This is a genomic window from Georhizobium sp. MAB10, assembly GCF_045012825.1.
Taxonomy (GTDB): Bacteria; Pseudomonadota; Alphaproteobacteria; order Rhizobiales; family Rhizobiaceae; genus Georhizobium; species Georhizobium profundi.
In genome coordinates this window covers 3743381-3757755 of record NZ_CP118314.1, presented here as the reverse complement: position 1 = coordinate 3757755, position 14375 = coordinate 3743381, and the positions used below count along the sequence as shown (strand labels likewise).

The window sequence follows — 14375 nt, the reverse complement described above, 5'->3', positions numbered from 1 at the left end:
GAGCGGCATCAATCGCTGAACCGTGGCGCTTTTTCGGCGAGCAGCGCATTCACTTCCTGAACGGCGGCAGCGGGACCGGAAGGATGATCGAAGATCGCTTTGCCGAGAGCGACGAACTCGCCGCCGGCTTCCGCGACTTCCAGCGCGGAGGAGACGGCGGTGCCGCCCATGGCGATGCACGGGATCTCGATCATGGCCGACCACCATTCGGCAAGATCGAGAACTTTGGGATTGGCTTCCGGCTTGATGTCGCCATCGAGCTTGCCAAAGAAGATGTAGTCGGGCCGCAATTCGCCACGCTCCAGCGCGCCATGCCGGTCCTTGGCATTGCCGATGCCGACGATGAGCTTGGGTGAGAATTTCTCGATCGCTTCGGCCGCATCCGATGTGGCGCCTTCCACGTGAAGGCCATCGGCGCGGGCGCGCCCAGCCACGCGGCTGTCGCCTGCAATGATGACGGCGACGCCCTTGTCCTGTGCGATTGGAACGAGCTTTTCGGCGAGCGTCTGGAAGAGGTCATTGTCGCGGCCGGCCTGCGGGACGATCACCGTTGCAACGTCGCCGCTGGAAAGCGCTTGTGAGAGCGCCTCACCCTGCGCGTCGACGTCGTCGCCGGGTTGCGTCACCAAAACCAATCTGCATCTGTCTTCGAACTCTGCCTTGCTCACGCCTGGGCTCCTTGTGCGCGGGTGGGCCGTCTGGTCGCCGCTCGCAATCCCCGCCGATCTCGGATAGACGCGTGGCAACAAAGGTTCAACTGGTTGCCGATGCTTTCCGATCCCTGGTTCTACGCCGCCGCAATCCCGTCCGTCCTGTTGGTCGGCCTTTCCAAGGGTGGGCTTGGCGGCGCGATGGCATTGCTCGGCGTGCCCTTGATGTCGCTCGTCGTCCCGCCCGTCCAGGCGGCGGCGATCCTTCTGCCGATCCTGATCGTCATGGATATGGTGGGCCTGTGGTCGTGGCGCCATCACAGTGATCGCATGACCCTGAAGATCATGCTGCCCGGCGCAATGATCGGGATCGGCATCGCCTGGATGACCGCCGCTTTCGTTACCGATGCCATGATCAAGCTGCTGGTCGGCGTCGTGGCGCTCATCTTCGCCCTCGACTATGCGCGCCGTGCCTGGCAGCTGCGCGGCGGTGCGCCTTCGGGCGAGCGGCCGCACAATCGCGTCAAAGGTGCGTTCTGGGGCACGGTCTCGGGGTTCACCAGTTTCATCTCGCATGCCGGCGGCCCGCCCTATCAGGTCTACGCCCTGGCGCTGCGTCAGGAACCGCGCACCTATGTGGGCACTAGCGTGCGCTTCTTCGCCGTCGTCAATGCCGTCAAGGTTGTGCCTTATCTGGCCCTCGGGCAGTTCGATGCCTCCAATCTGCAGGCATCACTCGTGCTCCTGCCGCTCGCGCCAATCGCCACACTTGCCGGCGCCGCGATCGTGCGCCGCATCCGGGCCGAACGCTTCTACCCGTTCATGTACGGGATGGTCTTCCTGGCTGCGCTGAAACTGATCTGGGACGGCCTTGGCGGCCTCCTCGCTTGATCGCGGCGACAATCTCAATATCGTGTGCGTCAGCCGAGCGGGGAGCGCGGCCGAAGGGGAGGAAAGACGTCAATGAGCGGCAGTGCCTATGAGACCGATCTCGATCGCAACCCGGCCAATTATAAGCCACTGACGCCGATTGCGCATCTCGCGCGTGCCGCCTACGTCCATCCCGATCACATCGCCATCATCCATGGCGCCATGAAGATGGACTATCGGACCTTCTACGAGCGCTCCCGCAAGCTCGCCTCCGCGCTTCAGGCTGCCGGCATCAAGCGCTTCGATACGGTGTCGGTGATGCTGTCGAACACGCCGGCCATGCTGGAGGCTCATCACGGCGTGCCGATGTCCGGCGGCGTCCTGCATTCGATCAACACCCGGCTGGATGCGGCCATCGTCGCCTTTCAGCTCGATCATGCCGACAGCAAGGTGCTGATCGTCGACCGGGAATTTTCGGGTCTGGTCGCCGATGCCCTGAAGCTTGCCACCGTTAAACCGACGATCATCGATTATGACGACCCGAACTACCCCGATGATGCACCAGCGGCGAAAGGCGCGCGCCTCGGAACGATCGACTACGAGGAGTTCCTTCAATCCGGCGATCCCGACCATCACTGGTCGGGCCCCGAGGATGAGTGGGACTCGCTCTCGCTGAACTACACGTCCGGCACCACGGGAAACCCCAAGGGCGTCGTCTATCACCATCGCGGTGCCGCGCTGATGGGTTACTCCAACGTCGTCGCGTCCGGCATGGGCAAGCATCCCGTCTATCTCTGGACGCTGCCGATGTTCCACTGCAACGGCTGGTGCTTCCCCTGGACGCTGGGCGTGGTGGCCGGCACGCATGTCTGCCTGCGCTGGGTGCGGGCGAAGGCGATGTACGATGCGATTGCCGATCACGGCGTTACGCATCTTTGCGGCGCGCCGATCGTCATGTCGACGCTGATCAACGCGCCCGAGGAAGACAAACGCGATTTTCCGCAGACGGTTTCCTTCAACACGGCCGCTGCGCCACCGCCGGAGCAGGTTCTGTCCGGCATGGCGGATGCAGGCTTTGAGGTCGTGCATCTCTACGGACTGACGGAAACCTATGGTCCGGCGGTCGTCAACGAGTGGAAGGGCGACTGGAACGATCTGGACCCGAAGGCCCGCACCACGAAAAAGGCCCGCCAGGGCGTGCGCTACAACGCGCTCGAGGATCTGGCCGTCATCGATCCATCGACGATGGAACGCGTGCCGGCCGACGGCGAGACGCTTGGGGAGGTGATGTTTCGCGGAAACATCGTGATGAAAGGCTATCTCAAAAACCGCAAGGCAAGCGACGAAGCCTTTGCGGGCGGCTGGTTCCACTCCGGCGACCTCGGCGTCATGCATCCGGATGGCTACATCCAGCTGAAGGACCGGTCCAAGGACATCATCATTTCCGGCGGCGAAAACATCTCGTCGATCGAAGTCGAGGATGCGCTTTATCGGCATCCGGCTGTGCAGGCGGTGGCCGTCGTGGCGCGTCCGGATGACAAATGGGGCGAAACGCCTTGCGCATTCGTCGAATTGCGAGCAGGCCGCGCAGCAACGGAAGAAGAATTGATCGAACACTGCCGGCAGCATCTGGCACGCTTCAAGTGCCCGAAAAGCATCGTTTTCGGTGAGGTGCCGAAGACATCGACCGGCAAAATCCAGAAATTTGTTCTACGGGATCGCGCCAAAGCTCTTTAAGCTGCATATGCGCTCGAGCAGCGGGAAAGTATTTCGCACTGAACATCTTCGCTGCAGTGCACAAAATCGCTTGCCCGCAAATCGGCTTTGACTTACCGTCACGCCATGCCGACCCTGGATCCGTTTGCAGCCATTGCCGATCCGAATCGCCGCCATCTGCTGGAGGAGCTTCGTCGCGCGCCTCAAACGGTAAATGAGCTGGCGCAGGGGCTGCCAATCAGCCGGCCCGCCGTCTCGCAGCACCTCAAGGCGCTTTTGGACAGCGGACTGGTCGTCGTGAAGCCGCAGGGCACGCGGCGGATCTACGCGATCGACAATGCAGGCTTTATGCGCCTGAACATCTGGCTCGATCAATTCTGGGCTTGAACCCCTATCGCGTGATCCTTTGGAAAGCGGATGACGAGCCTAGTGGCTCATCTTTGCCTGTAACCGCTCGATCTCATCCTTGAGACGCAACTTCTGACGTTTGAGTTCGACAATCGTCTGATCTTTTCCGGAAGGTCTGGTCCTCTCGGCGTGAAGCTGTTCCTCCAGGGAGCCATGCTTCTGCTTCAGTGTTGCGAGATGAGCCTCAACGGTCATGTACAACTTCCTTCCTTCGGTTATCGACGCCCCGTCTGGGACGCGAGCGCCGGTTGCGGAAACAGGAAGTGTGCCATGGGAAATGTGGATTGTCGAAGGTGATTTCATGACCATTGATAACTTCCCGTTACGCCCGAATGTGTGGTACGAGCCTCCCCGAAAATGCACTGTGGCTGCTGCGCAAAGCGTGGCTTTTCCGGTGTCGAGTGGGGAAAGGCATGTCCGATCAGGATCAAAGTGAACTGCGCCTCATGGCGGCGCGGCTGCGGCAAGAGCACGAAGATTATGACGTCGCCATCAAGGCCATGATCCAGATCGGCTGCGAAGCGCTGCGCATCCAGCGTATGAAGAAGAAAAAGCTCATCATCAAGGACCGGATCTCGCAGATCGAGGACCAGATCATACCGGACATCATTGCGTGAGGAGCAGGCCATGAGCGCCGCAGGGACGCCCGTCGCCATCATCATGGGCAGCCAGTCTGACTGGGCAACCATGCGCCACGCGGCCGAAACGCTCGATGCCCTGGATGTCGCCTATGATTCGCGCATCGTTTCCGCGCATCGGACGCCCGATCGCCTCGTCGCCTTTGCCAAGGGTGCCCGCGATGCAGGCTTCAAGGTCGTGATTGCCGGTGCCGGCGGCGCGGCGCATCTGCCGGGCATGGCAGCTGCCATGACGCCGCTGCCCGTGTTCGGCGTGCCGGTCGAATCGAAAGCGCTGTCCGGCCAGGACAGCCTGCTCTCGATCGTTCAGATGCCGGCTGGCATACCGGTTGGAACGCTTGCCATCGGCCGGGCCGGCGCGGTCAACGCCGCCTTGATGGCAGCCGCCGTTCTTGCGCTTAACGATGCCGCCCTTGCCGACCGCCTCGACGCATGGCGCCGCAAACAAACCGAGGCCGTTGCCGAGCGCCCGGTCGACGATTCCCAGCCGGCCAGTGAAAGCAAGCATCCATGAGCACCGTCCATCTGCCGCTCGGCAGCACCATCGGCATCGTCGGCGGTGGTCAGCTTGGGCGCATGCTTGCCATGGCGGCAGCAAAGCTCGGCTATCGCACCGTGGTGCTGGAGCCGCAGGCCGATTGCCCGGCAGCCCAGGTCGCCAACCGCCAGATCATCGGCGCTTACGATAGCCTCGAATCGCTGGAAGAACTGGCGTCCTCTGCCCATGTGCTCACTTATGAGTTCGAGAATGTTCCTGTTGGCGGCTTGACGCATCTGTCGCGCTCCGTACCGGTCTTCCCGCCGGTGGGCGCCCTGGAAGTCTCGCAGGACCGGCTGGCCGAGAAGCGGTTCTTCGAAAAGGCGGGTATCGCCACTGCACCTTACCGCGTCGTCGACGACCAGCAGATGCTGGAAGCGGCTCTGGCGGAGTTTGAGGGTGAGGGCATCCTGAAGACGCGCCGCCTCGGCTATGATGGCAAAGGACAGCGCCGATTTTCCAAAGATGATGTCGCCGACGACGCTTTCGCCGATCTCGGTGCGGTGCCGGCAATCCTTGAAGCGGTCGTACCGTTCGAACGCGAAGTGTCGGTGATCGCCGTGCGCGCCCGCGATGGCGAGATGGTCTTCTACGATCCCGCTGAAAACGTGCATCGTGACGGTATTCTGGCCACGTCGACCGTTCCGGCTTCCATTTCCACAGCTACGGCAGACGCTGCGATCGCTGCCGCCTCTGCCGTGCTGGAAAGCATCAGCTATGTCGGTGTCATCGGCATCGAATTCTTCGTGCTCGCCGATGGCAGCCTCATTGCCAACGAGATGGCGCCGCGCGTCCACAATTCCGGCCACTGGACCGAGGCCGCCTGCCTGATCTCGCAATTCGAGAATCACATCCGCGCGGTTGCCGGCTTGCCGCTTGGCTCGACGGCGCGCCACAGCGACTGCGAGATGCACAATCTGCTCGGCCGCGAAGTTGCCGAGATTGCTCATCTCGCCGCCGAACCGGATGTTTCGCTTCATATCTATGGCAAGGGCGAAGCGCGGGCAGGCCGCAAGATGGGACATTATACGCGGGTGAAACCGCGTCTTTGATCCGGATTTTCCAGGATTACGTGGCTGCCATCGGTTGACACGTTCCGGGGGAGGATATACACCCCGCCCAACGTTTCCGGCGCGCCTCATTGGGCGCGTTTTGATTGTTTAAAGCCCGGTCTTGCCTCAGGCAGTCGAGCGGGCCTTTTGCGGACAGAGTAAGATGAAGATCAAGAATTCGCTCAAGTCGCTGAAGACCCGTCACCGCGAGAACCGCCTGGTTCGCCGCAAGGGCCGGGTCTACATCATCAACAAGCAGAACCCGCGCTTCAAGGCCCGTCAGGGCTGATTGCGCGTTGCCCTCTCGTGGGGCGATGTCATTGTTGTTGAAAGATCAGAGGGCTCGCAGCTGACGCTTGCGGGTCCTCACGATATTTTGCGATTGCAAATCGGAGGGTCTGTTCTACCCTCTTCCCATGCAACGCACCCTGTCCGCCCGAACCGCTCTGCTCGCCGCGACGCTGATCGTCGTGCCCTGCACGCTCGCGCATGCGCAGGCCGCCGGTCAGTCACCCGCCGACAGTCCCGCGGTTGCGCAGCCAACTTCCCCTCAGGCAGCCGCCTTGACCGGCGAAATCAGCGACGCCGATCCACTGGACGGGCTGTTCGCCAATCTCAAGCGCGTGAGCGACCCGGCCGAAGGCAGGCGCATCGTCAGGGAAATCTGGGCTGAATGGGGTGATTCCGGCAGCGCAACGGTCAACGTCCTGATGCAATGGGCGACCGAGGCGATGGAGGACGAGCGCTACGGCACTGCACTGGATCTGCTCGATCAGGTCACCGTGCTGAAGCCGGACTTTCCTGAAGGGTTCAACAAGCGTGCCACGCTGCATTTCATGATGGACGATCATGCCAAGTCGCTGGCCGACATCCACCGTGTGCTGTCGCTCGAGCCGCGCCATTTCGGCGCCCTGTCGGGCATGGCGGCGATCATGACCGAAGCGGGCAACGACCGGCTGGCGCTGCGTGCCTATGAGCGCGTTCTCGAAATTTATCCGTCCGACCGCAACGCACAGGGCAAAGTGGTCGAGATCGAAGACAAGATCGAAGGCGATCCTGTCTGATCTTCAAGCTGCGGAGGACTGTCGGTCGCTCGGTCCGGGCTCCGATGGGCTCTCCACATTCGCCCTTGGGTCGAGGTGAATGCCCTGCTGTGTCGCAACGCGCACCGAGGGGAGCGTCTTGAACGCCTCCTTGTCGGCGTCTGGTACTGCAGCACGGCGGCGCGATCTGAGGATGGCGTAGACCGCGATCGACAGATGCGAGACGAGGGTGACGGCGAAGATCGCATGCGGCCCTCCGGCATCCATCGCCGGGCCTCCGATCGTCGGCCCGACGATCGTTCCGATGCCGTAAAGCAGCAGCAGACCGCCCGATACCTTCACGAAATCCTCCGAACGGGCGAAGTCGTTCGCATGGGCGACGGCGATCGGGTAGAGCGTGTAGGAGGCGGCGCCATAAAGCGCGATCAGCACGAACAGCACGGTGAGATCAGTCGCGACGGTGACCATCATCAAAATGCCGACTGTGCCCGCAAGCGCAGCGACGGCAGCAAGCACGTAGCGGCGATCCACGCGGTCCGAGAGGCGCCCTGCCGGAAACTGGGCGACGGCACCCGCAAAGATCGTCACGCTCATCAGCGAGGCAACTGCGCCTTCCGCAAGGCCAACCTGTGCCGCAAACACCGGCCCCAGTGTGCCGAACGCACCATTGGCGACGCCGATCAGGAAGATCGAGACGCAGGCAACCGGCGAATTCCGATAGAGCCCCTTGAGATCGAGCCGCACTTCCCTGAGGGGGGAGGGACTGACGGCGCTCGAAACCGCAGTCGGCAGCAACGCCATGCAATAAAGTATGCCGGCGATCATGAAGAATGTCGGCGTCGAGATGTTGCCGGTGGCGATCGACATCTGCCCCGCGACGATCGCCACATAGGTGATCGTCATGTAGAGCGAAAACACCATGCCGCGGCTGTCATTGGTCGAACGCTCGTTGAGCCAGCTCTCGATGACCATGAAGACGGCGGCCATGGAAAAGCCCGTGAGCGCCCGAAGCACGATCCAGGCGATCGGGTCAACGAGAAGGCCGGTGAGCAAAGCGACGATCGCCGCACCGGCTGCAAAGGCGGAAAATGCCCGCACATGCCCGATTCGCTTCACGAGCCGCGGGGCGAGCAGGCAGCCGAGCACGAAGCCGCTGGCCCATGACGTGCCGAGAAGACCAAGGCTGGCGGAGGAAAAACCCTCCATCGAGCCCCGCATGGGCAGCAAAAGGCCGTGAAGACCATTGCCGGCAAGCAGGAAGGCCGTGCCCAGGAGAAGGGCGAAGATGGGTAGCAGGTTGCGGGCCATCACTCAGTCCGTCATCCATTCCGATAGTCGCCGGATACAGAACTTCACCGGTGAGGAAAACCCATGGCGTTCAAAAAGGCGACGCGGTTGACCCAGGCGGGTGCTGCTTTATGGCTGTGCCACGGCGTTGGCCCGGCAATGGGATTCGATTGTCGGAGATTCCGATGCTCGTTCTGAAATGAGTCGGAGCGGCTCGGAGCGCCCTGGCGGGCGTACGGCACTCTGATTGAGGAGACGATGCATGTCGAAGGCGATCTCGATTCTGCTCCTGCTGGCGATGATCGTTCACATCATTCGTCCACTCGGGCTCCCCGGCCTCAAACGCCGCAAGGATTTCTGGAAGATCGCAGTGGTGGCGCTCGCCGTCACGATGGCGACGGTGCTTATTCGCCCAACATAGCGATGTGAGTGGACCAGCAACCGCGAACCGTTCTGTGGCGCGATTCAGAAACACGGATCGCATAATACATAAATCCCGTATTCCGGATCTTGCAATAGCCACAGGGCATTGTAGAGCCAAGTGATCCCGATCGACGGTAGTATGAGAACAAGCGCAACAATCAGTAATGCGAAGCGGTACCGATGTCGGCTGCGATAGGTCAGCAGACAGGCTAAAATCGCCATGGTCCCCAGTAGGACGGGCAACCAATAAACTGCGAAATATATTTCCAATATAATATGGTCGGGCGTGCCTTCACGAAATTCCATCAACCGCTCTCAGAAAACAGAACTGTCAAAAAGCATTCAGCCATAAGCGATGCATGTTTTGGGACAATTTGGACGGCCGCATCTCTAGCGTATGCGATAACGCTAGAGCTGTGGGCACTTAGTTAATGTTCAGTTACGCTGAAATTTTCGGCTCCGGCGTCTCCGCTTCGACGTCGCGGACTGGAAAGAGGCCCTGGGAGCGGCGCGTTTCCGAATCGATGATCACGCCTGCCACCAGGTCCGCCCAATAGCCGTAGCCCTTGGCGCTCGCATGGAAGCCATCGATGGCGAAGCCTTCGCGATCATGGGCCGTCAGGCGGGGAGCGGCGATCGTGAAGCGTTCCCGGCAGAGTTGATGGCCGAGCTCGTTGATCATCGCAACGCGCAGCTCGAGGATCTGGCCGAGCAGTTTCGGCAAAGCCGGCACGGTGCGCATGTCGATGATCGGCGACCAGATAAGTGTTGCATCGGGCCATTTGGCGTGCAGCGCAAACAGCATCCCACCGAACCCGTCGTCGAACCGCCGCCGTGGTACGAAATCCTTCATGTCGTTGGTGCCGGCCAACACCAGAATGTGCGTGAAGGGCTCGCGCCGGATGTTCGGGATCACGTGATCGCGCAGTTCCTCGGTGGTGGCCGAATTCGCGCCGATCGTGCGCCATTTCACCGACGTGCCGAAATGCTCCGAAAGTCGTGCGGCAAGCTTGGGTGCCAGCGTCTCGTCCATGTGATCGGCACCGACGCCGGCCGCCGACGAATCGCCCATGACGAGAATGTGGAAGCGAGGCTCCGATTGCGACCCGACCTGACCGGCGGTGCGCCCAGGCGGCGGAGAAAGGCGCGGCGTGCGTCGACGAACGCCGAAGCCCTGCGCGAGGGCGATGGGCGAAAGCAGCCAGCTGAGGAGGCCGTTGTACCGATAACGCATTTCGATCCTGTCTCACAAAATGAAACCGCCCGCCACCCTCGGAAGGGGCGGCGGGCGGTCACATTTTGCAATGCACAATCAAACGCTTCGGCTAAGGACGGCCTAGAAGGTCAGGCCGCTGTTTCCAGCTCACGCTTCCAGTTGCCGATTGCGGCGAGACCGTTCATCTCTGCGCGGTGGCTGAAGGCGCGCTGACCGGCAGCGACGTTCTCCGAGCGTCCGCCCCAGGCCTTCAGCGCGGCCGCCTGCAGGGCGCGACCGTAGGAGAACGTGACCGGCCAAGGCAGATCGTTGGCGGCGTTCATGGCGGACAGATGCGCGGTTGCCTCTTCGTCCGACTGGCCGCCCGACAGGAAGGCAATGCCGGCAACGTCGCTCGGCACATTCGCCTTGAGGCACTTCACGGTCTTTTCGGCGACTTCCTCGACGGAAGCCTTGCGGGCGTTCTTGCCGTCGATGACCATGTTGGGCTTCAGCACCATGCCGTCGAGCGCGACGCGTGCGAGGTCGAGTTCCGCAAACACGGCTTTCAGCACCGCGTCGGTGACCTCGTAGCAGCGGTCGATAGAATGGTCGCCCGGCGTGCCGTCCATCAGGATTTCCGGCTCAACGATCGGCACGATGCCGGCTTCCTGGCAGAGCGCCGCATAGCGGGCGAGTGCATGAGCGTTGGCGTGGATAGCGCCTTTCGTCGGCAGATCGTTGGAGATCGAGATTACGCCGCGCCATTTGGCAAAGCGCGCGCCGAGTTCATAATATTCGGCGAGCCGCTCGCGCAGACCGTCGAGGCCTTCGGTGACCGTTTCGCCCGGATAGCCGGCCAGCGGCTTGGCACCCATGTCGACCTTGATGCCGGGCACCGCACCCGCATTGCGGATGAGCTCGACGAGCGGCGTGCCATCGGCAGCCTTCTGGCGCAGCGTCTCATCGTAGAGAATGACGCCGGAGATCCGCTGGCTCATCGCGGGCTCCGCGCGGAACAACATCTCGCGGTAATCGCGGCGCGCATCTTCAGTGGAGGTGAGGCCGATCGTGTCGAACCGCTTCTTGATGGTGCCCGACGACTCGTCCGCAGCAAGAATGCCCTTGCCCCGAGCCACCATTGCAGCCGCAATATCCTGAAGCTTTTCAACCATTCCAGACGTCTCCTGTTCGAATTGGCTAAGCCGTTAGCAGACTAGTTCCGACGAGGAAATGACACCCGAAACGCCTTAAACGATTGAAAAAATTTCAATCGTTTAAAAGTTGGCTTCAAACTTTGAGTGCAGAGACCCCTGGCAGGTCCTTCCCTTCCATCCACTCCAGAAAGGCGCCGCCGGCCGTCGACACATAGGTGAAGTCGGCGGTCGCGTCCGCTTGGTTCAGCGCCGCGACAGTATCGCCTCCGCCGGCGACGGACACCAGCTTGCCATCGCGCGTTTTCTCGGCGGCATGGCGTGCCGCGGCGACCGTCGCCTTGTGGAATGGCTCGATCTCGAACGCGCCGAGCGGGCCGTTCCAGACGAGCGTCTTCGCCCGGTCGATCCAGCCATTGATCGCCTCGACCGAGCGCGGGCCCACATCGAGGATCATTGCGTCGGCTGGCACATTGGCGATATCCACGGTCTCGCTTGTAGCGCCGGCCTTGAACTCGCGCGCAACCACGGCATCGACGGGCAGGACGATCGCGCAGCCGGCGGAAGCGGCCTCGATCATGATCTGCTTGGCCGTCGCCGCAAGATCGTGCTCACAGAGTGATTTGCCAACGTCGGTCCCGCGTGCCGCGAGGAACGTGTTGGCCATGCCGCCGCCGATGACAAGCGCGTCGACCTTTTTCACGAGGTTCATCAGGAGATCGAGCTTCGTCGACACCTTGGCGCCGCCGACGATCGCCACGACCGGCTTTTCCGGATTGCCGAGACCTTTTTCAAGCGCCTTCAGCTCCGCTTCCATCGTCCGTCCCGCATAGGCGGGCAGGCGCCGGGCAAGGCCCTCGGTGGACGCATGTGCCCGATGGGCAGCCGAGAAGGCGTCATTCACGTAGATGTCGCCGAGAGCGGCAAGTTCGTCCGTAAAAGCCGGATCATTGGCTTCTTCGCCGGCGTAGAAGCGGGTATTCTCCATCAGCATGATGTCGCCATTGGCCATCTTTGCGATGGCCTTCTGCATCGCGTCGCCGATGCAATCGGTGGCAAAGACCACGTCGTGGTCCAGAGCCTCTTCCAAAGCGCGGGCGACAGGGGCCAGGGACATGTCGTCCACCCGCTTGCCCTTCGGGCGGCCGAAATGCGCCAGCAGGATGACCTTGGCGCCTTTGCCGGACAGTTCCTCGATCGTCGGCAGCACCCGTTCGATGCGGGTCATGTCGCTGACATCGCCGTTTTCCATCGGCACGTTGAGATCAACCCGGACCAGAACGCGTTTGCCCGAAACATCGGTGAGATCGTCGAGAGTGCGGAAGGCCGGCATCGTGAATTCCCCTTATGTGGCGCGGGAGACAATACAAATGCCCTGCGCTGACGCAAGTCGGACCATGGGCCGCCCAATGCTAATCGCTTGCCGTATGCTTCTCGCTGGACGTCGACTGTGGCTGCTGGTCGTCCGTCGTGTTAGTCGCCGGCGTCAATGATGAGGGCGGCGGGCCGAGCGGTGTCTTGGCCGGCGGTTGCCTGCGCTTCACGCGCTGGCGCAACAGCGCCGCGATCTCTCGCGCGGAAAGAAAGACGGGGATGTTCGGCCGGCTTGCTTCCGGATCAAGCGAGAGGCCAGTGCTCGTGATCCGGCCCTGATCGTCCACATCGCGCACGATGATCTCGACATTCTTGAGCACCACACGGTCACCGAACTCGGCCTTGCCTCCAAGCCTTTTCGTCAGCAACGCATCGATGCTGAGATCCAACTCATCCTTCACAAGCCCGATGTCGTAAGCCGCATGCAGGTCCTTGGCGGGGCGCTGCGGATCGATCGAAAACTCGCCGAAGAATTCCGCATCGTCGGATTGCACCGGCAGTGGGCTGGCGAAAAGCCGGTCGAGCAGGCGGGGATAGCGCGACGAGATGAAGAGATAGACATAGTCGCCCGCCTGCAGGCGGCCGGCATATTGATAGCGCATGGACTTGCCATCGCGGATGACGAGCGACGGCCGTGCCCAGCGCGGTATGCGCTCGCCGGTCGCCACGGGGCTGTCCGGCACGACGCGGTAGGCGAGAAGCTCGTGAAGCGCGGTTCCCGGCAGCTCAAGTTCGACCTTGTCGACTGGACCGATCCGCGCCGGAACCACAAGCCCGAGCCGGCGGGCGAGGGGATTGATGGTCCAGCCTTGCACGATGAGCGACACCAGAACGATGATGAAGGCGGCGTTGAAGAAGGTCGTGGCATTCTCGAGATTGCCGAGCAGCGGCAGGATCGCGAGCAGGATGGAGACCGCGCCGCGCAGACCCACCCATGAGACGAATGCTGTCTCCTCCCGCTTGTAGTCGAAGGGCAGAAGCGTGAGCCACACCGCAAGCGGCCGGGCGATGAATATCAGGAAAACTGCCATGGCGATCGCCGGCACTGCGATGGCCGGAAACTGCGACGGCGTCGCCAGAAGTCCCAGAAGCAGGAACATGAGGATCTGCGCCAGCCACGTCATGCCGTCCTGGAAACGCTTCAACGTCGGTGCCGACCGGATCTGCCGATTGCCCGCATAGAGACCCGCCACATAGACGGCGAGGAAGCCCGAGCCGCCGGCAACGCCGGTTGCAGAAAAGACGAGCAGCGACAAGGCGATGACGAAGATTGGCGTCAGCCCTCGCTCCAGATTGAGGCGGTTGACCAGGCTGACGATGATCATGCCGCCGATGAAACCGGCAAGCAGCCCGACGCCCATCTGCAGGCCGAAGCTGATCAGCAGATCAACGCCCATTTCGCCGAGCGGCGTTCCGTTGGCGATCAGTTCGACCAGCGTGATCGTGAGGAAGATCGCCATCGGATCGTTGGAACTGGATTCGATCTCCAGCGTAGAGCGGACCTTGTCGCGGATATTGATGCCGCCGATGCGCAGCAGGAAGAAGACGGCGGCGGCGTCCGTCGAACCGACGATTGCGCCGAAGAGAAGCGCTTCCAGCCACGTGAAGTCAAAGACGAACCGGGCGGCAAGCGCAAACAACAGTGTCGTGAACACGACTCCGATGGTCGCCAGCGCGATCGCCGGCGCGGCCGCTTGCCTGAAGGACTGGATCGACGTTCCGAAACCCGAATCGAACAGGATGATCGCTAGCGCGAGCGAACCGATGAAATAGGCCGCAGATGCATTGCTGAAATTGATGCCGAGGCCGTCGACGCCCGCTGCTAGCCCGATGCAGAGGAAGAGCAACAGGAGCGGTGCGCCGAAGCGAAAGGCGAGAAGGCTCGAAAAGGCTGATATGAGAACCAGAAGCGTCCCGATAAGGATTACGAGATACATCGCTTCAAGCATCATGCGTTCGGGTCTCCAGCCTGGTCATCCAATCCATGGACCGGCCGGGAAACGACACTGGGCTCCGCTTGACGGGAA

The 14375-nt window shown here is 61.9% G+C and carries 16 protein-coding genes; 9 read left to right on the top strand and 7 right to left on the bottom strand.

The window, feature by feature from the left end:
• Positions 1–8 precede the first annotated feature (8 nt).
• Positions 9–668: a thiamine phosphate synthase gene (locus PU133_RS18055; protein ID WP_404862803.1), complete on the bottom strand. Its 660-nt coding sequence runs from the start codon at positions 666–668 to the stop codon at positions 9–11.
• Between the two features lie 99 nt (positions 669–767).
• Here PU133_RS18055 and PU133_RS18050 point away from each other — a divergent pair, with 99 nt between their 5' ends.
• The 3 genes from PU133_RS18050 (at position 768) to PU133_RS18040 (ending at position 3623) form a co-directional block, all read left to right on the top strand.
• Positions 768–1541 (top strand): sulfite exporter TauE/SafE family protein, encoded by a 774-nt coding sequence (locus tag PU133_RS18050; RefSeq protein ID WP_404864580.1) that lies wholly within the window; start codon positions 768–770, stop codon positions 1539–1541.
• Between the two features lie 72 nt (positions 1542–1613).
• Complete coding sequence (locus PU133_RS18045) at positions 1614–3257, top strand: acyl-CoA synthetase (RefSeq protein WP_404862802.1); 1644 nt, start codon at positions 1614–1616, stop codon at positions 3255–3257.
• A gap of 105 nt (positions 3258–3362) precedes the next feature.
• Positions 3363–3623, top strand: a complete 261-nt coding sequence (locus tag PU133_RS18040) for a helix-turn-helix transcriptional regulator (protein WP_126011815.1) — start codon at positions 3363–3365, stop codon at positions 3621–3623.
• Positions 3624–3662: 39 nt separating this feature from the next.
• Here PU133_RS18040 and PU133_RS18035 read toward each other — a convergent pair whose 3' ends face one another.
• Positions 3663–3839, bottom strand: a complete 177-nt coding sequence (locus tag PU133_RS18035) for a YdcH family protein (protein ID WP_126011813.1) — start codon at positions 3837–3839, stop codon at positions 3663–3665.
• A 218-nt stretch (positions 3840–4057) separates the two neighbouring features.
• Between PU133_RS18035 and PU133_RS18030 the strand changes: the two genes are divergently transcribed.
• From PU133_RS18030 to PU133_RS18010, 5 genes are all read left to right on the top strand, one after another.
• Positions 4058–4261, top strand: coding sequence for a YdcH family protein (locus tag PU133_RS18030; RefSeq protein ID WP_126011811.1), 204 nt, complete (start codon positions 4058–4060; stop codon positions 4259–4261).
• A 10-nt stretch (positions 4262–4271) separates the two neighbouring features.
• Positions 4272–4796 (top strand): 5-(carboxyamino)imidazole ribonucleotide mutase, encoded by a 525-nt coding sequence (gene purE, locus PU133_RS18025; RefSeq protein WP_126011809.1) that lies wholly within the window; start codon positions 4272–4274, stop codon positions 4794–4796.
• Positions 4793–5872: a 5-(carboxyamino)imidazole ribonucleotide synthase gene (locus tag PU133_RS18020; RefSeq protein WP_404862801.1), complete on the top strand. Its 1080-nt coding sequence runs from the start codon at positions 4793–4795 to the stop codon at positions 5870–5872. The genes purE and PU133_RS18020 overlap by 4 nt, the downstream gene beginning before the upstream one ends.
• 163 nt (positions 5873–6035) lie before the next feature.
• Positions 6036–6161: a type B 50S ribosomal protein L36 gene (ykgO, locus tag PU133_RS18015; protein ID WP_065998194.1), complete on the top strand. Its 126-nt coding sequence runs from the start codon at positions 6036–6038 to the stop codon at positions 6159–6161.
• A 127-nt stretch (positions 6162–6288) separates the two neighbouring features.
• Positions 6289–6936, top strand: a complete 648-nt coding sequence (locus PU133_RS18010) for a hypothetical protein (RefSeq protein WP_404862800.1) — start codon at positions 6289–6291, stop codon at positions 6934–6936.
• A 3-nt stretch (positions 6937–6939) separates the two neighbouring features.
• Here PU133_RS18010 and PU133_RS18005 read toward each other — a convergent pair whose 3' ends face one another.
• Positions 6940–8223 (bottom strand): MFS transporter, encoded by a 1284-nt coding sequence (locus tag PU133_RS18005; RefSeq protein ID WP_404862799.1) that lies wholly within the window; start codon positions 8221–8223, stop codon positions 6940–6942.
• Positions 8224–8464: 241 nt separating this feature from the next.
• Here PU133_RS18005 and PU133_RS18000 point away from each other — a divergent pair, with 241 nt between their 5' ends.
• Positions 8465–8623 (top strand): hypothetical protein, encoded by a 159-nt coding sequence (locus PU133_RS18000; protein ID WP_164527963.1) that lies wholly within the window; start codon positions 8465–8467, stop codon positions 8621–8623.
• Between the two features lie 441 nt (positions 8624–9064).
• Here PU133_RS18000 and PU133_RS17995 read toward each other — a convergent pair whose 3' ends face one another.
• From PU133_RS17995 to PU133_RS17980, 4 genes are all read right to left on the bottom strand, one after another.
• Entirely contained in the window at positions 9065–9859 is a 795-nt protein-coding gene (locus tag PU133_RS17995; RefSeq protein WP_404862798.1) for an SGNH/GDSL hydrolase family protein, read from the bottom strand.
• A 110-nt stretch (positions 9860–9969) separates the two neighbouring features.
• Positions 9970–10995: a class I fructose-bisphosphate aldolase gene (locus PU133_RS17990; protein ID WP_404862797.1), complete on the bottom strand. Its 1026-nt coding sequence runs from the start codon at positions 10993–10995 to the stop codon at positions 9970–9972.
• A gap of 115 nt (positions 10996–11110) precedes the next feature.
• Complete coding sequence (locus PU133_RS17985; protein ID WP_404862796.1) at positions 11111–12307, bottom strand: phosphoglycerate kinase; 1197 nt, start codon at positions 12305–12307, stop codon at positions 11111–11113.
• A gap of 79 nt (positions 12308–12386) precedes the next feature.
• Positions 12387–14300 (bottom strand): potassium/proton antiporter, encoded by a 1914-nt coding sequence (locus tag PU133_RS17980; RefSeq protein ID WP_404862795.1) that lies wholly within the window; start codon positions 14298–14300, stop codon positions 12387–12389.
• Positions 14301–14375 lie beyond the last annotated feature (75 nt).

Coding starts and splice junctions, on each gene's coding strand:
- PU133_RS18050 (WP_404864580.1), top strand. CDS start 768: ATGCTTTCCGATCCCTGGTTCTACGCCGCCGCAATCCCGTCCGTCCTG.
- PU133_RS18045 (WP_404862802.1), top strand. CDS start 1,614: ATGAGCGGCAGTGCCTATGAGACCGATCTCGATCGCAACCCGGCCAAT.
- PU133_RS18040 (WP_126011815.1), top strand. CDS start 3,363: ATGCCGACCCTGGATCCGTTTGCAGCCATTGCCGATCCGAATCGCCGC.
- PU133_RS18035 (WP_126011813.1), bottom strand. CDS start 3,839: ATGACCGTTGAGGCTCATCTCGCAACACTGAAGCAGAAGCATGGCTCC.
- PU133_RS18030 (WP_126011811.1), top strand. CDS start 4,058: ATGTCCGATCAGGATCAAAGTGAACTGCGCCTCATGGCGGCGCGGCTG.
- purE (WP_126011809.1), top strand. CDS start 4,272: ATGAGCGCCGCAGGGACGCCCGTCGCCATCATCATGGGCAGCCAGTCT.
- PU133_RS18020 (WP_404862801.1), top strand. CDS start 4,793: ATGAGCACCGTCCATCTGCCGCTCGGCAGCACCATCGGCATCGTCGGC.
- ykgO (WP_065998194.1), top strand. CDS start 6,036: ATGAAGATCAAGAATTCGCTCAAGTCGCTGAAGACCCGTCACCGCGAG.
- PU133_RS18010 (WP_404862800.1), top strand. CDS start 6,289: ATGCAACGCACCCTGTCCGCCCGAACCGCTCTGCTCGCCGCGACGCTG.
- PU133_RS18005 (WP_404862799.1), bottom strand. CDS start 8,223: ATGGCCCGCAACCTGCTACCCATCTTCGCCCTTCTCCTGGGCACGGCC.
- PU133_RS18000 (WP_164527963.1), top strand. CDS start 8,465: ATGTCGAAGGCGATCTCGATTCTGCTCCTGCTGGCGATGATCGTTCAC.
- PU133_RS17995 (WP_404862798.1), bottom strand. CDS start 9,859: ATGCGTTATCGGTACAACGGCCTCCTCAGCTGGCTGCTTTCGCCCATC.
- PU133_RS17990 (WP_404862797.1), bottom strand. CDS start 10,995: ATGGTTGAAAAGCTTCAGGATATTGCGGCTGCAATGGTGGCTCGGGGC.
- PU133_RS17985 (WP_404862796.1), bottom strand. CDS start 12,307: ATGCCGGCCTTCCGCACTCTCGACGATCTCACCGATGTTTCGGGCAAA.
- PU133_RS17980 (WP_404862795.1), bottom strand. CDS start 14,300: ATGATGCTTGAAGCGATGTATCTCGTAATCCTTATCGGGACGCTTCTG.